The 21,990-nt window shown below is 65.9% G+C and carries 20 protein-coding genes; 15 read left to right on the forward strand and 5 right to left on the reverse strand.

The features are described from left to right. Nucleotides 1-6: 6 nt before the first annotated feature. From NCCP691_RS07420 to xseA, 4 genes are all read right to left on the reverse strand, one after another. Complete coding sequence (locus NCCP691_RS07420) at nucleotides 7-2,097, reverse strand: 3-hydroxyacyl-CoA dehydrogenase NAD-binding domain-containing protein (RefSeq protein WP_220807624.1); 2,091 nt, start codon at nucleotides 2,095-2,097, stop codon at nucleotides 7-9. Between the two features lie 225 nt (nucleotides 2,098-2,322). Beyond that, entirely contained in the window at nucleotides 2,323-3,102 is a 780-nt protein-coding gene (locus NCCP691_RS07425) for an IclR family transcriptional regulator (RefSeq protein WP_220807625.1), read from the reverse strand. 140 nt (nucleotides 3,103-3,242) lie between these two features. Next, nucleotides 3,243-3,821 (reverse strand): superoxide dismutase, encoded by a 579-nt coding sequence (locus tag NCCP691_RS07430; protein ID WP_220807626.1) that lies wholly within the window; start codon nucleotides 3,819-3,821, stop codon nucleotides 3,243-3,245. Nucleotides 3,822-3,943: 122 nt separating this feature from the next. Continuing rightward, nucleotides 3,944-5,296, reverse strand: coding sequence for an exodeoxyribonuclease VII large subunit (xseA, locus tag NCCP691_RS07435; protein WP_238482347.1), 1,353 nt, complete (start codon nucleotides 5,294-5,296; stop codon nucleotides 3,944-3,946). Nucleotides 5,297-5,612: 316 nt separating this feature from the next. On the opposite strand from xseA, the gene NCCP691_RS07440 reads away from it, so the two are divergent. The 10 genes from NCCP691_RS07440 (at nucleotide 5,613) to NCCP691_RS07485 (ending at nucleotide 15,797) form a co-directional block, all read left to right on the forward strand. Beyond that, a complete protein-coding gene (locus NCCP691_RS07440; RefSeq protein WP_220807628.1) occupies nucleotides 5,613-6,218 on the forward strand; it encodes a MotA/TolQ/ExbB proton channel family protein in 606 nt (201 codons plus the stop codon). A gap of 10 nt (nucleotides 6,219-6,228) precedes the next feature. Beyond that, a complete protein-coding gene (locus NCCP691_RS07445) occupies nucleotides 6,229-6,654 on the forward strand; it encodes an ExbD/TolR family protein (RefSeq protein WP_220807629.1) in 426 nt (141 codons plus the stop codon). Then, nucleotides 6,651-7,682: a tetraacyldisaccharide 4'-kinase gene (lpxK, locus tag NCCP691_RS07450; protein ID WP_220807630.1), complete on the forward strand. Its 1,032-nt coding sequence runs from the start codon at nucleotides 6,651-6,653 to the stop codon at nucleotides 7,680-7,682. The genes NCCP691_RS07445 and lpxK overlap by 4 nt, the downstream gene beginning before the upstream one ends. Continuing rightward, the gene (locus NCCP691_RS07455) at nucleotides 7,663-7,857 is read left to right on the forward strand and encodes a Trm112 family protein (protein ID WP_220807631.1); all 195 of its coding nucleotides are present in this window, start codon (nucleotides 7,663-7,665) and stop codon (nucleotides 7,855-7,857) included. The genes lpxK and NCCP691_RS07455 overlap by 20 nt, the downstream gene beginning before the upstream one ends. A gap of 53 nt (nucleotides 7,858-7,910) precedes the next feature. After that, nucleotides 7,911-8,684 carry a 3-deoxy-manno-octulosonate cytidylyltransferase gene (kdsB, locus tag NCCP691_RS07460; RefSeq protein ID WP_220807649.1) on the forward strand — a complete coding sequence of 258 codons (774 nt, stop codon included), beginning with the start codon at nucleotides 7,911-7,913 and terminating at the stop codon, nucleotides 8,682-8,684. A gap of 120 nt (nucleotides 8,685-8,804) precedes the next feature. Further along, nucleotides 8,805-9,461 (forward strand): adenylate kinase, encoded by a 657-nt coding sequence (gene adk, locus NCCP691_RS07465; protein WP_220807632.1) that lies wholly within the window; start codon nucleotides 8,805-8,807, stop codon nucleotides 9,459-9,461. Nucleotides 9,462-9,693: 232 nt separating this feature from the next. Next, nucleotides 9,694-11,829: a sodium-translocating pyrophosphatase gene (locus tag NCCP691_RS07470; RefSeq protein ID WP_220807633.1), complete on the forward strand. Its 2,136-nt coding sequence runs from the start codon at nucleotides 9,694-9,696 to the stop codon at nucleotides 11,827-11,829. Nucleotides 11,830-11,941: 112 nt separating this feature from the next. Continuing rightward, nucleotides 11,942-12,700, forward strand: a complete 759-nt coding sequence (locus tag NCCP691_RS07475) for a 3-hydroxyacyl-CoA dehydrogenase (protein ID WP_220807634.1) — start codon at nucleotides 11,942-11,944, stop codon at nucleotides 12,698-12,700. A gap of 219 nt (nucleotides 12,701-12,919) precedes the next feature. Continuing rightward, nucleotides 12,920-14,548: a gamma-glutamyltransferase gene (ggt, locus tag NCCP691_RS07480; RefSeq protein WP_220807650.1), complete on the forward strand. Its 1,629-nt coding sequence runs from the start codon at nucleotides 12,920-12,922 to the stop codon at nucleotides 14,546-14,548. Between the two features lie 46 nt (nucleotides 14,549-14,594). After that, nucleotides 14,595-15,797, forward strand: coding sequence for a patatin-like phospholipase family protein (locus tag NCCP691_RS07485; RefSeq protein WP_220807635.1), 1,203 nt, complete (start codon nucleotides 14,595-14,597; stop codon nucleotides 15,795-15,797). 89 nt (nucleotides 15,798-15,886) lie between these two features. On the opposite strand, the gene NCCP691_RS07490 is transcribed toward NCCP691_RS07485, so the two are convergent. Further along, complete coding sequence (locus NCCP691_RS07490; RefSeq protein WP_220807636.1) at nucleotides 15,887-16,237, reverse strand: hypothetical protein; 351 nt, start codon at nucleotides 16,235-16,237, stop codon at nucleotides 15,887-15,889. Nucleotides 16,238-16,707: 470 nt separating this feature from the next. On the opposite strand from NCCP691_RS07490, the gene NCCP691_RS07495 reads away from it, so the two are divergent. From NCCP691_RS07495 to NCCP691_RS07515, 5 genes are all read left to right on the forward strand, one after another. Continuing rightward, on the forward strand, nucleotides 16,708-17,166 hold the full coding sequence (locus NCCP691_RS07495) for a barstar family protein (RefSeq protein ID WP_309295109.1): 459 nt from the start codon (nucleotides 16,708-16,710) through the stop codon (nucleotides 17,164-17,166). An 80-nt stretch (nucleotides 17,167-17,246) separates the two neighbouring features. Next, a complete protein-coding gene (purN, locus tag NCCP691_RS07500) occupies nucleotides 17,247-17,876 on the forward strand; it encodes a phosphoribosylglycinamide formyltransferase (protein ID WP_220807637.1) in 630 nt (209 codons plus the stop codon). Continuing rightward, complete coding sequence (locus NCCP691_RS07505; protein ID WP_220807638.1) at nucleotides 17,876-19,132, forward strand: RsmB/NOP family class I SAM-dependent RNA methyltransferase; 1,257 nt, start codon at nucleotides 17,876-17,878, stop codon at nucleotides 19,130-19,132. Before purN ends, NCCP691_RS07505 begins: the two co-directional genes overlap by 1 nt. A 45-nt stretch (nucleotides 19,133-19,177) precedes the next feature. After that, entirely contained in the window at nucleotides 19,178-20,515 is a 1,338-nt protein-coding gene (locus tag NCCP691_RS07510; protein ID WP_220807639.1) for a mechanosensitive ion channel family protein, read from the forward strand. A 70-nt stretch (nucleotides 20,516-20,585) separates the two neighbouring features. Further along, nucleotides 20,586-21,773 (forward strand): DesA family fatty acid desaturase, encoded by a 1,188-nt coding sequence (locus NCCP691_RS07515; protein ID WP_220807652.1) that lies wholly within the window; start codon nucleotides 20,586-20,588, stop codon nucleotides 21,771-21,773. Nucleotides 21,774-21,990: the final 217 nt, after the last annotated feature.

Raw genomic sequence — 21,990 nt, forward strand, 5'->3', positions numbered from 1 at the left:
TGTCTCCTAGTTGAACGATTCGCCGGACCTGGCGAGGCAGACGAGCGACGGCGCCGGGGTCCAGAACGCGGCGTCGCCGCCAGGCTGGGCGGCGAAACGGCGCATTTTGTCCACCACCGCCGGCAGGCCGACGGTTTCCGCATACAGCATCGGCCCGCCGCGATGCGCGGGGAAGCCGTAGCCGTGCAGGTAGACCATGTCGATGTCCGACGCCCGCTGGGCGATGCCTTCCTCGAGGATGCGCGCGCCCTCGTTGACGAGCGCGAAGATGCAGCGCTCGACGATTTCCTCGTCGCTCACCTTGCGCGGCGTGATGCCGGCCTCGGCGCGGGCGGCGGCGATGATTTCCTCGACCTGCGGATCGGGCAGCGCATCGCGCTTGCCCGGCTCATAGCGGTACCAGCCCTTGCCCGTCTTCTGGCCGAAGCGTCCCATCTCGCACAGCCTGTCGGCGATGACCGACTTCTTCATGCCCGGGTTTTCCGCGTACAGCCGCTTGCGGATCGACCAGCCGATGTCGAGACCGGCGAGATCGCCCATGCGGAAGGGGCCCATCGCCATGCCCCATTTCTCCAGCGCGCGGTCGATCTGCTGCGGCGAGGCGCCTTCTTCCAGCAGTTCGTTGGCCTGATTGCGGTAGTACTTGAGCATGCGGTTGCCGATGAAGCCGTCGCACACGCCGGACACCACCGCCACCTTTCTGATCGTCTTCGCCAGCTGCATCACGGTGGCCAGCACATCCTTCGCGGTCTGCTCGGCGCGCACCACTTCCAGCAGCTTCATCACGTTGGCCGGGCTGAAGAAATGCAGGCCGACGACGTCCTGCGGACGGCGGGTGAACGAGGCGATGCGGTTCATGTCCAGGGTCGAGGTATTGCTGGCCAGGATCGCGCCCGGCTTCATCACTTCGTCGAGCTGCCTGAACACCTGCTCCTTCACGCCCATGTCTTCGAACACCGCCTCGATCACCAGGTCGGTGCCGCCGATGTCGGCGTAGCTGAGCGTCGGCTGCAGCAGGGCCATGCGCTGGTCCAGCTGCTGCTGGCTCAGCTTGCCCTTCTTCATCGAGTTCTCGTAGTTCTTGCGGATGCCGGCCAGGCCGCGCTCCAGCGCTTCCTGCTTCATCTCGAGCAGCACCACCGGGATGCCGGCGTTGAGGAAGTTCATCGCGATGCCGGCGCCCATGGTGCCGGCGCCGATCACCGACACGCGCTCGATCCTGCGCAGCGGCGTGTCCGCCGGCACGTCGGGAATCTTGGCCGCGGCCCGCTCGCCGAGGAAGGCATGGCGCAGCGCGCGCGACTCCGGCGTCGCCAGCAGCCAGAGGAAGGCTTCGCGCTCGATCTTCATGCCCTCGTCAAAGGGCTTGAAGTAGGCTGCCGCCACCGCCTCCACGCACTTGAGCGGCGCCGGGAAATGCCGTGCCGTCGCGGCCACCGTATTGCGCGCGAACTGCAGATAGGGCTCGCCGTAGGGATCGCTGATGCGGATGTCCCGCACGCGCTTGAGCGGCCGCTGCTCCTGCGCCACCTTGCGTGCGAAATCCACTGCCGACTTGCGCAGGTCGTCGTCGACGATGGCGTCGAACAGCGCCGTGTCCTTCAGCTTCGCGGCGGGCACCGCATTGCCCGAAACGATCATGTTGAGCGCGGTATCGAGGCCCACCAGTCGCGGCAGGCGCTGGGTGCCGCCCGCGCCCGGCAGGATGCCGAGCTTCACTTCCGGCAGCGCGATCTGCGCATCCGCGCGCGCGACGCGGAAATGGCAGCCGAGCGCCAGCTCGAGTCCGCCGCCCATGCAGGCGCCCGCGATCGCGGCGACCACCGGCTTGGCAGCGTTTTCCACGGCACGGATGACGGTCAGCAGATTCGGCTCCTGCGAGGATTTCGGGGTGCCGAATTCCTTCACGTCGGCGCCGCCGGAAAACGCCCGGTCCGATCCGATCAGGACCACTGCCCTGACCGAATCGTCTTCATGCGCCCGCTCCAGCAGGGCCACGAGCGCCCGACGCAGATCCAGTCCCAGGCCATTGACGGACGGATTATTGAGTGTGATGACGGCCACGCCGGCGTCGATGTCGTACAGAGCGCTTTCCATTGGGTTTCCTGCCGAGGGGAAGAGAGTGGTTTGCTGTCTAGTTCTGCACAGTGAAACTACGTTTCACACTGTTGCGTTGATAGTAGCAGGGCGGGACGCCTGTGTAAATGGCAATAAGCGCCGTGCCAGAGAGAGAGCAAGCGGGGCGGCAGACGGCGCGGGCAGGGGCCGCGCCGGCCGGATAGTTCTGAAAGGAATTGGAAGAGTTTTGCTATGCGAAACTATTCAGCCCGCAGGCGCGTTTTCCAGGCGCCGCGCCAGCGCGAGCAGACGCGGCCGGACATCGTTGAGCAAGAACTCGGGTGACAGGCTGGACGAAGGCCCGCCGCAGTTCATCACATGGACGATGGAGCCCGGCGCCCGGAAGGTGACGGCAATGCCGTTGACGTCCTTCTGCCACTCGCCGAACGAGGTGGCGCAGCCGTATTCCTGGAAATCCGCGATGCCGCGCTTGATGCCTTCGCGCACCGCGTCGGCGGCCGACTCGTCGAGGTCGTTGGCCAGGCGCAGGATCGCGTTGCGCTCCTGTTCCGAAGCCCCCGCCAGGTAGGCACGCCCGATCGCCGAACTCGCGATGGGAATGCGCGAGCCGACCTGCAGGCTCAGCGTGAGCGTGGCCATGCTCCGGACCACTTCGGTATAGATGATCGACAGCCGGTCGCGCACGCCCAGCGCCAGGGTCGCGCCGGCGAAGTCCGCCACCTCCTGCATCAGCGGCCGCGCGAAGTGACGGATGTCCATCCGCGCCAGCATCGAGCTGCCGAGCGACAGCGTGGCGCTGCCGAGCGCATACCGGCCGCCCTCTATCTGGGTCAGGTAACCGCGCTTGGACAGGGTGTAGACGATGCGGGTGACGGTCGACTTGGGCAGGCCGCAGCGCTCCGAGATCTGCTGGTTGCTCAGTGAGGTGTCGCCGGAGCGGAAGCACGCGAGCACATCCAGTCCGCGCGAGAGCGCGGTGATGAAATAGCGGTCTTCGCCGTTCTTGCTGTCGGCTGCGGACATGCCGGATTCTGGTTTGGAAGCGGTCATTGCGTGCGTCGGTAGGGCTGCGATGTGGCGCATTCTAGCCCAGCCGGGCACAAAAAAGCCCGCTGGCAGGGCAGCGGGCTTTCCGGGCCTGGCCGCGGCGGCCACCGCCGGGATCAGGCGAAGTTCTTCGCGACGAAGTCCCAGTTGACCACATTCCAGAATGCCTCGACAAACTTCGGGCGGGCATTGCGGTAGTCGATGTAGTAGGCGTGCTCCCACACGTCGCAGGTCAGCAGCGGCTTGTCGCTGCCGGTCAGCGGGGTGTTGGCGTTGGAGGTGTTGACGATGTCGACCGAGCCGTCGGTCTTCTTCACCAGCCAGGTCCAGCCGGAGCCGAAGTTGCTCACGCAGGACTTGGTGAACTCTTCCTTGAACTTGTCGAACGAACCCCACTTGGCGTTGATCGCGTCAGCCAGCGCGCCGGCCGGAGCGCCGCCGCCGTTCGGCTTCATGCAGTTCCAGAAGAAAGTGTGGTTCCACACCTGGGCGGAGTTGTTGAACACGCCGCCGGAAGACTTGCGGATGATGTCTTCGAGCGAGGCGTTTTCGAATTCCGTGCCTTTGATCAGGTTATTCAGGTTGGTGACGTAGGCCTGGTGGTGCTTCCCGTAGTGGAACTCCAGCGTCTCCTTGGAGATGTGCGGCTGCAGAGCGTCCATCGGGTAGGGCAGGGGCGGCAGGGTATGTTCCATGTTTTGCTTCCTTTCGGTGGCGAGGTTGATGTTGTTATGGAAAGGCGATCATTGTAAGGCGGATGCGTTTCGCATGCATGACCGGCGTCAGAGACGCGCGGGCCGTCCTGCAGGCATCCCGCCTACGCGAGCGGTTTCTGCACGCTGGCAACGCCGACCTCGGCGCTGCCGCCCGCCAGCCGCACCGTGATCGTCTGACGCGGGCGCAATTCGTCGGGCGAATGCAGCACATGGCCCCGCGCATCGCTGACGATCGCATATCCGCGCTCCAGCGTGCGCTGCGGATTGAGCAGTTCCAGCTGGGCCGCCAGCGCCGCCAGCGCCTGGCGCCGGCTGGCCGTCAGGCTGGCCATGCGCAGGCCGAGCCGCTGGGCGTCGCGTCCGAGGCGCAGCCGTGCCGCCCCGGTATCCGGCAATTGCGCGCCGAGCCGGATCTGCCACTGCGCCAGCGCATGGCGGGCCGCCGCGAGCGGAATCCGGGTGGCGTGACCGAGTCCGGCCTGCATCGACCGCAGCCGCAGCCGCTGGTGGGCAATGGCCGCCGACGGACTGACCAGCCGGCGCGACAGCCAGTCCAGCGTCTGCGCGCGTTCGGCCAGGCGCCGCTGCAGCCCGCGCTGCAACAGCTGGGCCTGGCCGGCAAGCAGCGCCAGCCAGTCGGCGCGCGGCGTGGCGGCCATCTCCGCGGCGGCGGTCGGCGTCGGCGCGCGCAGATCCGCGGCGAAGTCGGCGATGGTGACATCGGTCTCGTGACCGACGCCGGAAATGACGGGAACCGAACAGGCGGCGATGGCGCGCGCCACGACTTCCTCGTTGAACGACCACAGGTCTTCGATACTGCCGCCGCCGCGGCAGACCAGCAGGACATCCGCCTCGGCGCGGGCGGAAGCGGTGGCGATCGCCTGCGCGATCTTCTGCGCCGCGCCTTCTCCCTGCACCGGCGCCGGATACAGGATCACCCGCACATGCGGCGCCCGCCGCCGCAGCGTCGACAGCACGTCTCGCAGCGCCGCGGCCTGCGGACTCGTGACGATGCCGACCGTGCGCGCGAACAGCGCCAGCGGCCGCTTGCGCGCCGGGTCGAACAGGCCCTCCGCGTTGAGCTTTTCCTTGAGCCGCAGAAAGGCTTCGTAGAGATTGCCGACGCCGGCGCGGCGGATCGCTTCCACATTCAGCTGATAGTCGCCGCGCGGCGCGTACAGCGTCACCAGCGCGCGCACCTCGACCTTGTCGCCTTCGCGCGGGGTGAAGCCGGCGTACTGGGCGCGGCCGCGAAACATCACCGCGCGCACCTGCGCCGCATCGTCCTTGAGGGTGAAATACCAGTGGCCGGAGGCGGCCCGGGTGAAGTTGGAGATTTCGCCGGACACCCAGGCGAGCGGAAAGCTGCGCTCGAGCATGCGCGACACCGCCTGGTTCAGGGCCGAGACCGAAATCACCTGGGAGGCCGGTCCGGATTCGCTTGCTGCGCTCATGCTTGTGCTCTCACTCTCAAACTGTCCACAGCCGCATGGGGCCGTCATCTGGACGTCACAATTTATTACAGGCCAGGGAGGGGCGGGACAAGTCCTTGATTTTCCTCGGTATTGCCCTTGAGGCTTTTTCTCTGGGGAAAATAAAAACTCTTAAGAATCAAGTACTTCTCGACATCCTCACAGGCTTGCCCACAAAGTTGTCCACAGCCCGCGGAGCCATCGACGCTCTGTGGTAGCGAAGGGAAGGCGCTTGCCCGTACCGCCCCGACACGATACATTCTGCATCCCGACTGCAACCAATCCCCAGGAGTCTGTTTTGTTCGCCATCATCCAAGCCGCCGGCTGGCCGATCTGGCCGCTGCTGATTGCATCCGTCATCGGCCTGGCCTTGATCATCGAGCGGCTATTGTACCTGCGCCGTTCCCGCATCCTGCCGCCCAACCTGCTCGACGAAGTGATCCGCGTCTACCACAACGGCAAGATCGGTCCGGAGGTGGTGAAGAACCTCGAGCAGAATTCGCCGCTCGGCCGCGTGCTCGCCGCCGGCCTGCGCAGCGTCAATGCGCCGCGCGACGTCATGAAGGAGTCGATCGAGGAAGCCGGCCGCGGCACCGCCCACGAACTCGAGCGCTTCCTGACCACCCTCGGCACCATCGCCACCCTGGCGCCGCTGATGGGCCTGTTCGGCACCGTGGTCGGCATGATCGAGATCTTCGGCTCGCAGAACGCCTCCGGCACCAATCCGGCCCAGCTGGCGCACGGCATCTCGATCGCGCTGTACAACACCGGCTTCGGCCTCGCCATCGCCATGCCGGCGCTCGTCTTCTACCGCCACTTCCGCGCGCTGGTCGACACCTTCATCGTCGACATGGAGCAGCAGGCGGTGCGCTTCGTCGATACCGTGCACGGCAACCGCAAGTAAGGAATACCCGATGGACTTTCGCAAAGGCAGCCGGCGCGAAGACCCGGACATCAACCTGATTCCGTTCATCGATGTCTTGCTGGTGATCCTGATCTTCCTGATGGTGACCACCACCTACAGCAAGTTCACGGCGCTGCAGATCACGCTCCCCACCGCCGACGCGGAAAAGGCAATGGAGCAGCCGGCCGAAATCAACGTCGCCGTCGACGCCCAGGGCCGTTATGCGCTCGACAACCGCCAGGTGGCCGCACGCGATGCCGCGGCGCTGGCGGATGAACTCAGGTCCGCGGTAGGCAGCCGCGGCAAGGACCCGGTCGTCATCATCAACGCCGATGCCATGGCGGCCCACCAGTCCGTGATCAACGTGCTGGAAGCGGCACGCCTGGCCGGACTCGATAAAGTCACCTTCGCCGCCCAGACCAGCGGCAAGAAATGACGGGACCCGCCGAGCAGGGCGGCGCGGAGCGGCGGCTGGTGCGCGCCTGGCAGCGCCGCGGTCCGCTTGCCTGCGTGCTGTGGCCGCTGTCGCTGCTGTTCGGGCTGCTTGCCGGCCTGCGCCGCGCCGGCTATCGCGCCGGACTGTTTGCTTCCGAAACCCTGCCGGTGCCGGTCGTGGTGGTCGGCAACATCTTCGTCGGCGGTACCGGCAAGACGCCGTTCACCATCTGGCTGGTCGAGCAGTTGCGGCAGGCCGGCTTTCATCCCGGCGTCATCTCGCGCGGCTACGGCGCGCAACGCGAACTTCCCCTCTCGGTCGGCGCGGCAAGCTCGACCGCGCAGACCGGCGACGAGCCTGCCCTGATTGCGCGACGCACCGGCTGCCCCGTCGTCGTGTGCCGCGACCGCGTGGCCGCCGCGCGCGCGCTGCTGGCCGAACATCCCGGCGTCGACCTCATCATTTCCGACGACGGCCTGCAGCACTACCGGCTCGGGCGGGACGTGGAGGTGGTGCTGTGCGACGCGCGCGGCAACGGCAACGGCTGGTTGCTGCCCGCCGGCCCGCTGCGGGAGCCCGCCTCGCGCCGGCGCGACTTCACCGTCGTCAACGGAACCGCGATCCCCCCGGGAATTCCCGGCGGCGCCTGGCTGATGCGACTCGTCGCCGGCGAAGCTTACGCGCTGTCCGCGCCGGCCAGCCGGCTGCCGCTGCCGTCATTCGCCGGCAGGAAAATCGCCGCCGCCGCCGGCATCGGCAATCCGTCGCGCTTCTTCGCGATGCTGCGCGGCGCCGGACTCGATCCTGCCGAGCTGCCGCTGCCCGACCACCACGACTTCCGCGACAATCCTTTTTCCGCCATCGGCGCCGAGATCATCCTGATCACCGAGAAGGATGCAGTAAAATGCAGCCAAATTGATACGATCCGGAACGACCCCCGCATCTGGGTGGTGCCGGTGACCGCCAGCGTCGACCCGGCGCTCGCGCAACGAATAACGGAGAAATGTCGTGGACGCCCGACTGCTTGATATCCTGGTTTGCCCGCTCTGCAAGGGGCCGCTCGACTACGACAAGGCCGCGCAGGAACTGATCTGCAACGGCGACCGGCTGGCCTACCCGATACGCGACGGCATCCCGATCATGTGGGCCGACGAAGCCCGCGACCTCAATGCCGCCGCCGAAGGCACGCCCGCAACCCCGTAAGCAACAGAGCAACAAGCAACGAAGGGGTGGCGCCGACCACCCTGTCCGAAACCATGTCCTTCACCGTCATCATCCCGGCGCGCCTGGCGTCGACCCGGCTGCCGAACAAGCCGCTGGCCGATATCGCCGGCAAGCCGATGGTCGTCCGTGTCGCGGAACGCGCCGCGCTTTCCGGCGCCGCCTCGGTCGCTGTCGCCACCGATCATCCCGACATCGTCGCCGCCTGCCGGTCCCACGGCATTGCGGTGCACATGACCCGTGCCGACCATCCTTCCGGCACCGATCGCATCGCCGAAGTGGCCGCCGCCATGTCCTTGCCGGCAGACGCGGTCATCGTCAACGTGCAGGGTGACGAGCCCCTGATCGATCCCGCGCTGATCGCCGCGGTCGCGGCCCGCATCGACGCCGGCGTGCCGATGGCGACCGCCGCCCATCCGATCGACACCGCCGCCGACGCATTCAATCCCAATGTCGTGAAGGTCGTGCTGGACAAGGCCGGCCGCGCGCTGTACTTCTCGCGCGCGACCATCCCCTGGCACCGCGACGGCTTTGCCGCCAGCCGCGAGCAGCTGCCGCCGGCCTACCAGCCGCTGCGGCACATCGGGCTCTACGGCTTCCGCAATGACTTCCTGCAAGCCTATCCCCGGATGCCAGTCTCACCGCTGGAACAGGTCGAGGCGCTGGAGCAGCTGCGCGTGCTGTGGCACGGCCACCCGATCGCCGTCCATGTCACGGAAAGCGCGCCCGCGGCCGGGGTGGATACGCCGGAAGACCTCGAGCGGGTACGCGGTATCTTCGGTCAAGAAATCGGCGGGAAATCGGCCTGAATCGACGAAGCGCGCGGATTCTGTGGTAAGTTTCATGCAATGTTAGCGTGATACAAAGCAGGTCTTCAGGGCAAACGCCCGGCTACAAAAGAATTTAAAACCAAAGTCTAGGAAACTCCCATGCGCCTCATCCTCCTCGGAGCGCCAGGTGCCGGCAAAGGCACGCAGGCGACCTTCATCAAGGACAAGTACAACATCCCGCAGATTTCGACCGGAGACATGCTGCGCGCGGCCGTCAAGGCAGGCACGCCGCTCGGCCTGGAAGCCAAGAAGGTCATGGATGCCGGCGGGCTGGTCTCGGACGACATCATCATCGGCCTGGTGAAGGACCGCCTGAAGCAGGCGGACTGCGCCAACGGCTACCTTTTCGACGGTTTTCCCCGCACCATCCCGCAGGCGGACGCGATGAAGGAAGCCGGCGTGGCGATCGACTACGTGATCGAGATCGACGTCCCCGACGAAGCCATCATCGAGCGCATGAGCGGACGCCGGGTCCACCCGGGTTCCGGCCGCACCTATCACGTCAGCTTCAACCCGCCCAGGGTGGCGGGCAAGGACGACGAGACCGGCGAGGAGCTGATCCAGCGCGATGACGACAAGGAAGAGACGGTCAAGAAGCGTCTTTCCGTCTATCACGAGCAGACCGAGGTGCTGGTCGACTATTACAACAAGTGGGCGCTGTCCGGTCAGCCGGGCGCGCCGAAATACCGCAAGATCGCGGGCGTGGGACCGGTGGAGACGATCAGGGACAAAGTCTTCGCCGCGCTGGCGGAGTAAAACGGAAAGCGGACCGAGGGTCCGCTTTTTTGTTTGTTGCGGGCCGGGCAGCGACAGACTGCCGCACGATGGCTTCAGGTCGTGACGAAAAAGTGTTGCAGTGCGTAGCAGAGGGGAGCGTGCTCCCCGGAGGACGGCGACGGCATAGACTTGACCGGAGCAAGGCATGCCACCGGCGCCCTCCATAACGCGTTGGTTTCAACTTTGTCGTGAACAACATGGAGGAGTCGATATGGCATCAGCCCTGTGGTTTGCCGTCGCTTGCGGCGCCATCGCCGTCATCTACGGATTGATATCCCGTTCCTGGATCCTCAAGCAGGACCCCGGCAATGCCCGCATGCAGGAGATCGCGGCGGCGGTGCAGCAGGGCGCGAGCGCCTACCTCGCCCGCCAGTACAAGACCATCGCGCTGGTCGGCGTGATCCTGGCCATCCTCATCGGCATCTTCCTCGACTTCGACACGGCGCTCGGGTTTGTCATCGGCGCGGTGCTCTCCGGCGCCTGCGGCTTCATCGGCATGAACGTCTCGGTGCGCGCGAACGTGCGTACTGCCCAGGCCGCCACCCACGGCATCGGGCCGGCGCTCAATATCGCCTTCCGCGGCGGCGCGATCACGGGCATGCTGGTGGTGGGACTTGGCCTGCTCGGCGTATCGCTGTTCTACTGGTATGTCAGTCGCGGCGGCCAGGGTGACGCCGCCAGCCTCAAGCCGCTGCTCGGCCTGGCGTTCGGCTCGTCCCTGATTTCCATCTTTGCCCGCCTCGGCGGCGGCATCTTCACCAAGGGCGCCGACGTCGGCGCCGACCTCGTCGGCAAGGTCGAGGCCGGCATCCCGGAAGACGATCCCCGCAACCCGGCCGTCATCGCGGACAACGTCGGCGACAACGTCGGCGACTGCGCCGGCATGGCCGCCGACCTGTTCGAAACCTATGCGGTCACGCTCATCGCCACGATGACGCTCGGCGCGCTGATGGTGACCGCCGCGCCGGTCAGCGCGGTGCTTTATCCGATGGTGCTGGGCGGCGTCTCGATCATCGCGTCCATCATCGGCTGCGCATTCGTCAAGGCCTCGCCCGGCATGCGCAACGTGATGCCGGCCCTGTACAAGGGGCTGATCGTCTCCGGCATCATCTCGCTGATCGCCTTTTATTTCGTCACCGCCTGGCTGTTCCCCGAGCCGGTCGCGGTCGGCGCCGGCAAGACGGTGGGCGCGCTCGGCCTGTTCGGCGCCTGCGTGGTCGGACTCGTGCTCACGGCGCTGCTGGTGTGGGTCACCGAGTACTACACCGGCACCGACTACAAGCCGGTGCAGCACGTGGCCCAAGCTTCCACCACCGGCCACGGCACCAACATCATCGCCGGCCTCGGCGTGTCGATGAAGTCCACCGCCTGGCCGGTGCTGTTCGTCTGCGTGGCGATCGGCGCGGCCTATGCGCTCGGCGGACTCTACGGCATCGCGGTCGCGGCCACCGCCATGCTCAGCATGGCCGGCATCGTCGTCGCCCTCGATGCCTACGGTCCGATCACCGACAACGCCGGCGGCATTGCCGAGATGGCGGACCTGCCCGCCAGCGTGCGCGACATCACCGACCCGCTCGACGCCGTCGGCAATACCACCAAGGCGGTGACCAAGGGCTACGCGATCGGTTCCGCCGGCCTCGCCGCGCTGGTGCTGTTCGCCGACTATACCCATGCGCTCGAAGCGCGCGGCATGCACCTGCGCTTCGATCTGTCCGACCACATGGTCATCATCGGCCTGTTCATCGGCGGCCTGATTCCCTACCTGTTCGGCGCCATGGCGATGGAAGCGGTCGGCCGCGCCGCAGGCAGCGTGGTGGAGGAGGTCCGGCGCCAGTTCCGCGAGATCAAGGGCATCATGGAAGGGACCGCCAAGCCGCAGTACGGACGCGCGGTCGACATGCTCACCTCCGCCGCGATCAAGGAAATGATCATCCCCTCCCTGCTGCCGGTGGTCGTGCCTATCCTGGTCGGACTGCTGCTCGGCCCGGCGGCGCTGGGCGGCATTCTGATGGGCACCATCGTCACCGGCCTGTTCGTCGCGATCTCGATGTGCACCGGCGGCGGCGCCTGGGACAACGCCAAGAAGTACATCGAGGACGGGCATCACGGCGGCAAGGGTTCGGACGCGCACAAGGCGGCGGTGACCGGCGATACGGTCGGCGATCCGTACAAGGACACCGCCGGTCCCGCGGTCAACCCGCTGATCAAGATCATCAATATCGTCGCACTGCTGATCGTACCCCTGCTTCCCGCCGTCGCCGGCAGCGAAGCCGGGGCAGGGCAGCAGGGCGCACCCGCCGCGAGCGCGCCCGCGACGCAGAACGGCGTGCCGGCCACCCGGCCCTGAGCGCAACCCGGCCGGAAGGGGGCAGCCGAGGCTGCCCCTTTGCTTTGGGGGTGCCAGTGGCTACAATGGGCTGGATTTACGTTTACGTTAACGTCACATAAGAGAGGAGCCCATGCAGATTCAGAACAATGTCTTCGTGATCACCGGCGGCGCGTCCGGCCTTGGCGCGGCAACCGCGCGCATGATCGTCGACAACGGCGGCAAGGTGGTGCTGGCCGACGTGCAGGTGGAGGCCGGCGAGAAGCTCGCGGCCGAGCTGGGCGGCAAGTTCGTCAAGTGCGACGTCACCTCCGAGGCCGACGGCCGCGCGGTCGCCGAGGCCGCCGCTGCCATGGGCACGGTGCGCGGCCTGATCAACTGCGCCGGCGTGGCGCCCGCGGTCAAGACGGTCGGCAAGGACGGTCCGCATCCGCTCGACGTGTTCCAGCGCGTGGTCAACATCAACCTGGTCGGCACCTTCAACATGGCGCGCCTGCTCGCCGATGCGATGTCCAAGACCGAGCCGAACGAATCCGGCGAGCGCGGCGTGATCATCAACACCGCGTCGGTTGCCGCCTTCGACGGCCAGATCGGCCAGGCCGCCTATGGCGCATCCAAGGCGGCCGTGGTCGGCCTCACCTTGCCGATGGCGCGCGACCTCTCGCGCAACGGCATCAGGGTGATGACCATTGCCCCCGGCATCTTCGAAACGCCCATGCTGCTCGGCATGCCGCAGGAAGTCCAGGATTCGCTCGGCCGCATGGTGCCGTTCCCGCCGCGCCTCGGCAAGCCGGCGGAGTACGCGCAGCTCGCCAGGAGCATCATCGAAAACGTCATGCTCAACGGCGAGACCATCCGTCTCGACGGCGCCATCCGCATGCAGCCGAAGTAAGCAGACCGGACGAGCCCGCCGGCGCAGCGCAGGCTCCCGGCGGGACGTTGTCTTCCACTCCGCCCCTGGGGCATCCATGACCAGAATCGTCTTCCTGTCGCCCTGCTGTCCCTGGCGCTTGCAGCCTGCGCCGCGCCACCGCCGCCGTCCGCCGGCAACCAGGCGCCGGAGCGCGCCACCGGCTATACCGAGAAGCAAGGCGTGACGGCGAAGCGGTTCATGGTGGCGGCGGCCAACCCGTACGCCACCGAAGCCGGATACCGCATCCTGCAAGCCGGCGGCAGCGCGATCGACGCCGCCATCGCGGTGCAGATGGTGCTGACGCTGGTCGAGCCTCAATCGTCGGGCATCGGCGGCGGTGCCTTCCTCCTGCATCATGACGGCCGGCAGGTCCAGGCTTACGACGGCCGCGAGACGGCGCCGTCCGCCGCCGATGAAAACCTGTTCCAGGCCGCCGGCAAGCCCATGAACTTTCATGAGGCGGTGGTCGGGGGCCGGTCGGTCGGCGCGCCCGGCGTGCTGCGCATGCTCGACATGGCGCACCGCGCACACGGCAGGCTGCCCTGGGCCACGCTGTTCGCGCCGGCCATCCGCCTGGCCGAAGAGGGTTTCGAGGTCAGCCCCCGGCTGTCAGCCATGCTCGCCAGCGAGCAGTACCTCAGGCGCGATCCTGCCGCCGCCGCCTATTTCTACGATGGCCAGGGCAAGCCCTGGCCGGTCGGTCATCGGCTCAGGAATCCCGAACTCGCCGCCGTGCTGCGCGACATCGCGGCGGGCGGCGCCGATGCCTTCTACCTCGGTCAGATCGCCCGCGACATCGAAGCCAAGGTGCGCAGCCATCCCGCGAATCCCGGCCTCCTCACTGCCGCCGACATCGCGTCCTACCGTCCGCGGCTGCGCGAGGCGGTATGCACCGATTACCGGCGCTGGCAGGTTTGCGGCATGCCGCCGCCCTCGTCGGGCGGAATCGCTGTCGCGCAGATGCTCGGCATTCTCGAAACACGGGACATGCCTGCGCTCGCGCCGGCCGGCGGCATGCCGGATGCGGAAGCGGTGCACCTTTTCTCCGAGGCCGGCCGGCTCGCCTATGCGGACCGCGGCCGGTATGTGGCGGACACCGACTTCGTTCCGCTGCCCGGCAATAGCGTGCTGCCGCTGGTCGACAAGAGTTATCTTTCCGGACGCGCAGCGCTGATCGGCGAGCGATCGATGGGGCCCGCCAAGCCGGGCATTCCGCGCGCGCGGGTGCTCGCGGGCGGCATCGATCAATCGCCCGAACTGCCCTCCACCTCACACATTTCCGTCGTCGACGCCCAAGGCAACGCGCTCTCGATGACAAGCTCGATCGAAGACGCCTTCGGCTCGCGCCAGATGGTGCGAGGCTTCCTGCTCAATAACCAGCTGACCGATTTCTCATTCGTTGCCAGCGACGCCGGCGGTCCGGTGGCGAACAGGGTGCAGGCAGGCAAGCGTCCGCGCAGTTCGATGGCGCCGACCCTCGTGTTCGACAGGGCGAGCCGCAAGCTGGTGCTGTCCACCGGTTCGCCTGGCGGATCGGCCATCATCAATTACGTCGCCAAGGTCCTGATCGGCACGCTCGACTGGGGTCTCGATGTGCAGCAGGCAATCAGCCTGCCCAACTTCGGCAGCCGCAACGGCCCCACCGAGCTGGAGCAGGGGCGCGTGGGCGATGAACTCGCCGCCCGGCTCAGGGCCAGGGGACATGAAGTGCGGATGATGGAACAGACCTCGGGCCTGCAGGGCATCATGCGCATCGATGTGCGCGGCCAGGAGATGTGGTTCGGCGGCGCGGATCCGCGGCGCGAGGGCAACGTCCGCGGCGATTGATCCGGCCGCTCTCCTCAAATCGCCCTGCGCCTGCTAATCTGCCGGCATGGGAGACGGGGGCAAAACAGGATTGATCCTTACCGGAGGCGGCGCGCGGGCGGCTTACCAGGTCGGTGTGCTCGACGCCGTGTCGGCCATCCTGCGCGAGGCCCGGATCGGGTCGCGCTACGACATCATCTGCGGCACATCCGCCGGCGCGATCAACGCCACCGCGCTCGCCTGCCACGCCGATGATTTCGATGCCGGGCTGTGCAAGGTGCTCGGCGTCTGGGAAGAGATCCGGGCGGAGCAGGTCTATCGTGCGGACTCGCTCGGCGTGCTGCGATCCGGCGCGCGCTGGCTGTCGCTGCTGTCGTTCGGCTGGCTGCTGCGCCAGTGGAAAGCCAATCCGCCCAATTCCCTGCTCGACAATACGCCGCTGGTCACCTTGCTGCACCGGATGCTCGACCTGCCCCGCCTGGACGCGGCGCTGCGCACCGGCGCGCTGCATGCGCTTGCCGTGACCGCTTCCTCCTACACCAACGGCAGGCATATCACCTTCTTTCAGTCAGAGGCCGAGATCGAGCCCTGGTCGCGCTCGCAGCGCCTGTCGCTGCGCGCCCAGATCGGGATCGAACATCTGCTGGCCTCCTCGGCGATTCCGCTGATCTTTCCTGCCACGCCCCTCTACTGCGAAGGACGCAGGGAGTATTTCGGCGACGGCTCGATGCGTCAGCTGGCGCCGATCTCGCCCGCCATCCACCTCGGCGCCGACCGCGTGCTGGTGATAGGCGCCGGCAGGCTGAGCGAGCCCGCCGCCGAAGTGACCGGCCAGGCGGGCTACCCGAGTCTTGCGCAGATCGGCGGCCATGCCATGTCCAGTATTTTCCTGGACAGCCTTGCGGTCGACATCGAGCGCATGCAGCGGGTGAACCAGACGGTCAAGCTGCTGACGCCCGAGCAGCGCAGGCAGACGCCGCTGCGGCCAATAGAAATGCTGGTGATCGCACCCTCCGAAAGGCTGGACGCGATCGCGACCCGGCATGTCGACGCGCTGCCGCGGCCTGTCAGGCTGCTGCTCGGCGCCATCGGCGCCACCGAGGCGCGCGGTTCCGCGCTGGCCTCGTACCTGTTGTTCGAGGGCGCCTACACCGGCGAGCTGATCGCACTGGGGCGCAGGGATGCGCAAGCGCGCAAGGAAGACATTCTCGCGTTTTTCCAAAGCCATGCGGCCGCGCCGCAGGCGCCTGCGCTGATGGATTCCGGCTGAGGCCATGGTCGGCGTCGTGGGAAAACCCGAAAAAAAACCCGGCATGGTGAATGCCGGGCTGAATGGAGACTGAGCTCTCGGGGATCAGGTCAATAGCCGTAGCGGCCATGATGGCCGTGGCGGCCGTAATGGTGATCGTGACGGTGATGGTGATGTTTCCAGTGGTGACGATGACGCGGCCGCGGCGCCTCGACGTAATAGTAGGGCTGTCCGTAGGTGACGACCGGGGCCGGCTGCACGTAGACGGGACGCGGGCGGACGTAGACGGGTTGCGGTTCGACATAAACGACGGGCGGCGGCGGCGTGTGGACATAGGCGCCCGCGTAGGGTGATCCGACCGTGACCGACCAGCTGACGTCGCCGGCGGCGGCGGCCGAAGCGGACAATGCGAGCGCCGTAGCGGCAGCGAGCCTGAGCATTGACGCGAAAACAGTTTTCATAGGAATTCTCCTTTCAGTCCTTGTCGCCATTAAACGCGATACCGGTTGATTCCGGCTACTGGCCGGCAGCCTTCATAGCGTAAATTTTGCAAGCATTTGTAAGCACGCTCATTCGCGCCGGCGCATGGGCCGTGCCGGGTGTCACATCGGCCTTCGTCAGGGTTGCTTCCCGTTTTGCAACGCGCTACTCTAATGCCTTGCAGGGTTTGTTGTAATTAATACAACTTGGTGGCGGTTATCCATATGGATCGACGCGCCCCAGGCTGCGACGAGCGGGCATCCAGTCCCAATGACGCGACTTCGCCAGCCAGGGCTTTTGCCATCATGCAAGCAGGGGTATTATCACGAATCCGCGTGACTCCCCGCTTTGCCGTGCCCGGTCAGCCCGTCATGCTTCAGACGAGGAACCGGCTCGCTCCGTTGAATACTTACATCGACGATCAACTTCACGCGCATCCAAGAGCACTCAAATGCGATTCGAGCCTCCGCTTACCGAACATGTCGATTTCATCGCACGGGTCGAGGAAGACATGAGCTTGTTCAAGACCGTCCCGCCGAACGTGGTGCAGTCCATCCGGGCATTCCGGGTGCCCGAGCTCCAGGAAGAGGCGGCCCGCCTCGGCCAGCACTTCCTGTACGCCTACTGCGCCGATGCCGCCACCCGTCAGCAGGTCCTGGGGTGCATCGCGGCCTCGTTCCAGTTTCCCAGGCAGTTCGGCAAGTCCCTCGACACGCTGGAGGATTGCCTGACGATCCTGCCGCACAAGGCCGGCCCGCAACCCGGGTTCCTGATCGTCATCGAGCAATTGCCGAACACCCCGAAATTCGACAAGGAAGCCCGGGAAACCCTGCTTGACGTTTTCCGCGACGCGGCGGAATTCTGGGCCGACAGGAAAGTGGCGTTCCGCGTCTTCTATTCCTGTCAGTAGTCGGCATCCATTCCCGCAGGCCGGCGTCGCGCCGGCTTTTTCATTTAGGGCGCGGGGAGGGGTACGGTACAATTCGCGCCATGAAAAATATCGTCATCCTGATTTCGGGGCGCGGCAGTAACATGCAGGCGATCGTTCGTGCCGCCGCCGCGGAGCACTGGGACTGCCGTATCGCGGCCGTGGTGAGCAACCGTCCCGATGCGGAAGGACTGGCGTTCGCGGCCGCACACGGCATCGCGACCGCGGTCGTGCCGAGCAAGCAGTTCGCTTCCCGGGACGATTTCGATGCGGCCCTGCGGGAGGAAATCGACCGTCACGCCCCCGATCTCGTGGTGCTGGCCGGTTTCATGCGTATCCTCACGCCGGCGTTCGTCGCCCATTATCAGGGGCGCATGCTGAACATCCATCCGTCGCTGCTGCCGAGCTTTCCCGGCCTGGCCACGCATCGCCAGGCGCTGGCTGCGGGAGTCAAGATCCATGGTGCGACCGTGCACTTCGTGACCGCCGAACTGGACCACGGTCCGATCGTTGCCCAGGCTGCGGTGCCGGTACTGCCGGGCGACACCGAGCAGAGCCTGGCCGAACGCGTGCTGCGCGAAGAACACCGGATTTATCCCGAAGCCGTGCACTGGTTTATCGAAGGGCGCCTGAAGATCGAGGATGGCGTGGTCCATCTCGACGCCGCCCAGACAGCAGAAGAAGGAATTTAATGAGATTGCACCCCTCCGTTGCCGCGCATGTCGAAGAGGTCCTGCGCGAAGTGCTGCGTTTCACCGGCCCGGCCGATGTCGTGGTTTCCCGTTATTTCCGGGAGCACCCCAAGCTCGGCGCGCGCGAGCGCGGGGCGGTGGCCGAAGGCGTGTTCGCGGTGCTGCGCAACAAGCTCGCCTACGCCAGCTTCGCCGAATCCGGCCAGGGTTCGCAGATGCGGCGCCTCGCGCTGCTCGGCCTGGCCGATGCCGCGGGCGTCGATGCGATCGCCGGTCTGACCGCGGATGAACAGGAATGGCTGCAGCGCTTCACGCAGATCGACCGCGCCAGCCTGCCGCTCCCGCTGCGCGCCAATCTTCCGCCCTGGCTGCTGGAACGGCTGGTGCAACGGGAAGGAGAGGAGGGCGCGCTGGCGCTGGCGGAGGCGCTCAACCAGCCGGCGCCGCTGGATCTGCGGGTGAACATCCTCAAGGCCAAGCGCGAGGAAGTGATGAGCGCGCTGGCAGAGGCCGGCATCACCGCCGAACTCACGCCGTATGCCCCGCTCGGCATTCGGCTGAAGAAGAAGCCCGCCCTGCAGAACATGCCCTTGTTCCGCGACGGTCTGATCGAGGTGCAGGACGAAGGCAGTCAGTTGCTGGCCCAGATCGTCGGCGCCAAACGCGGCGAGATGGTGGTCGATTTCTGCGCCGGGGCCGGCGGAAAGACACTGGCGCTCGGCGCCGCCATGCGCAACACCGGCCGGCTTTATGCCTTCGATGTCGCGGAAAAGCGGCTTGCCAAGCTCAAGCCCCGGCTTTCCCGCAGCGGACTGTCGAATGTTCATCCCGGCGTCATCGCTCACGAGAACGATGCCAAGGTCAAGCGCCTGGCGGGCAAGATAGACCGCGTCCTGGTCGACGCGCCCTGCAGCGGCCTCGGCACCCTGCGCCGCAACCCCGATATGAAATGGCGGCAGACGCCCGAATCGGTCGTTGAGCTGAACGTGAAGCAGGCGGCGATTCTGGCCGGCGCGGCGCGTCTCATCAAGCCGGGCGGCCGGCTGGTCTATGCGACCTGCAGCCTGCTGCCGGAGGAGAATGAAGAAATCGCCGCCGCCTTCCTGTCGGCGCATGCCGATTTCACCCTGGTGCCGATGAAGGAAGTGCTGGCGGAGCAGAAGATCGCGCTGGAGATGGAAGACTATCTCAAGCTGCAGCCTCACCTGCACCAGACCGACGGTTTCTTTGCCGCCGTCTTCGAGCGGCGCAAGTGATGGCCTCCTACTCCGACTAGTCCCGCATCTCGCAAGAATCGAACAATGAGCAACAACCTGCTGGGCGGTCTGCTGGCCGACCTCTGGAGCGACCTGAACGATCCGCGCATCCTGTGGCAGATCGCCGCGCTTCTCGCCGCCTTTACGCTTGGCGCGCTCGTCGCGCGCGCACTGCGGGCGAGGCTGGTCGGGCGCGACTTGCAGCTGCGGGTGATGCGGCTGGGCGTGGAGAGCTTCGGCCGCGTGTTGTCGCCGCTGCTGGCGCTTGCGTTCATTGCACTGGCCAAGCTCGTCATGGAACAGCGGATGCCGGTCAAGCTGTTGCAGCTGGCGCTGCCCCTGGTGGGTTCGTTTGCACTGATCAGGCTGGCGTTCTATGTGCTGCGGCGGGTGTTCGCGAAAGGCGGCGACGGCGGCAGCATGCTGCAGGCGCTTGAAAAATCCTTCGCCGCCCTGGTCTGGGTCGGCGTCGCGCTTCATATCACCGGACTGCTTCCGGACCTGCTCAGCTTCCTCGACAACACCGTCGTGCCCGTCGGGCGCCACAAGGCGTCGCTGCTGGTGATTGCGCAGGCGGGCGCCTCGGTCGTGGTGACGCTGATGATCGCATTGTGGGCGGGCACTGCGCTGGAAGAGCGCCTGATGCGCATGGACGGCATGCATTCATCGCTGCGCGCGGTGATGGCCCGCAGCGTCCGCGCCTTGCTGATCCTGCTGGCGGTCCTGATCAGCCTGTCCCTGGTGGGCATCGATCTGACCGTGCTGTCGGTGTTCGGCGGCGCCTTCGGCGTCGGCCTCGGCCTCGGCCTGCAAAAAATCGCCAGCAGCTATGTGTCCGGCTTTGTCATCCTGTTCGAGCGCAGCCTGGCTATCGGCGACACCGTGGCGGTCGACAAGTTTACCGGCCAGGTGACGCAGATCAATACCCGGTACACCGTCATCCGCGGCGGCGACGGGATAGAAACCGTCGTGCCGAACGAAATGCTGGTGTCTTCCCCGGTGCAGAACTATTCGCTGACCGACCGCACCCTGCGCCTGGCGACACAGGTCGGCATTGCCTACAGTTCCGACGTGGAAAAGGTGCTTGGCCTGCTGCGCCAGGCGGCCATCGGCGTGCCGCGCGTGATTGCTGAACCGGCGCCGCAGGCCTTGCTGCTGCGTTTCGAAGCGGACGGGCTGCTGCTGGAAGTCGCGGTCTGGATCGCCGATCCCGAGAACGGCCGGCTCAATGTACTGTCAGACCTGAACCGGGCGATCTGGAAAACCCTGCAGGAACACCAGATCAGCATTCCCTATCCTCAGCGGGAAGTGCGGATACTGAACCTGGACGAGGCGACTCGAATCGAGCCTCCTCGGGCCATTCAGGCCACCGCGACCCCATAAAGCGCGTACAATCTGCGCGGAGCCGGTTATCCCGCTCTCCATCTCTTTCGTTTAATGAATGAATGACAATATGCTCGACGCAGTTCTGAGTTTCATCTCCAATGGCCTGACCGGTGCAAGCGGCTGGGAAATCCTGGCCTATACCCTGATCATGACGCACATCACGATTGCCAGCGTCACGATCTTCCTCCATCGCTGCCAGGCGCACCGGGCGCTGGATCTGCACGCCATCCCGAGCCACTTCTTCCGTTTCTGGCTGTGGATGACCACCGGCATGGTGACCAAGGAATGGGCCGCGATCCACCGCAAGCATCATGCAAAGTGCGAGACACCCGAAGACCCGCACAGCCCGCAGACCCGTGGCATCAAGAAGGTGCTGCTTGAAGGTGCGGAGCTCTATCGTGCCGAGTCGAAAAACCGCGAGACGATGGAGAAGTACGGCCACGGCACGCCCGATGACTGGGTCGAGCACAATATTTACAGCAAGTATCAGTGGCAGGGCGTGGGCCTGATGCTGATCATCGACGTGCTGCTGTTCGGCGCCATCGGCCTGACCGTGTGGGCAGTGCAGATGCTGTGGATTCCGATCACGGCGGCGGGCATCATCAACGGCCTCGGCCATTACTGGGGCTACCGCAATTACGACTGCGCCGACGCGTCCACCAACATCTTCCCGATCGGCATTCTGATCGGCGGCGAGGAATTGCATAACAACCACCACACCTTCGGCACCTCGGCCAAGCTGTCGTCCAAGTGGTACGAATTCGATATCGGCTGGCTGTATATCCGCATCCTCGAGAAGCTCGGCCTGGCAAAGGTGAAGAAAGTCGCGCCGGCCCCCAAGTTCAATCCGAAGAAGGCCGTCGCCGATTTCGACACGCTGCAATCGGTCATCGCCAACCGCTACGACGTGATGGCGAAGTATGCCAAGTCGGTCAAGTCGGCTTTCCGCGATGAGACCGAGCACCTGAAGATGCGCATGGAAGCGCGCTATCTGAAGTCGGCCAGGAAGCTGCTGCAGCGCGAGCCGGCCAAGCTGGAAGCGCCGCAGCGCCAGCAGCTGTCCGAACTGTTCGCCCATAGCAAGGCGCTCAAGACCATGCATGAAATGCGCGTGGAGCTGGGTGCGATCTGGGAACGTTCGACCAGCAGCCGCGAGCAGTTGCTGCAGCAGCTGCAGGACTGGTGCGTGCGCGCCGAAGCGTCCGGCATCAAGGCCCTGCAGGAATTCTCGCTGCGCCTGCGCAGCTACGCCTGAGCGCAGACCGCCAATGAGAAAGGCGCCGTGTCAGACGGCGCCTTTTTTTCGTCCGGCTTTTCGTGTCCGGCGGGTGGTGCAAATGCCTGCTGACCCGTCCTGCTATAGGTTGACGGTTAAGCAGGGTAAATTATCTGCCTGATCGCTCCTTTGAAACGCCCGATGCACTGCATCGGGCGTTTTGTATTGGAGGGCCAGGTGCGGACGTTCCCGGTTG

The sequence above is a fragment of the Noviherbaspirillum aridicola genome (assembly GCF_019656455.1).
Taxonomy (GTDB): domain Bacteria; phylum Pseudomonadota; class Gammaproteobacteria; order Burkholderiales; family Burkholderiaceae_D; genus Noviherbaspirillum; species Noviherbaspirillum aridicola.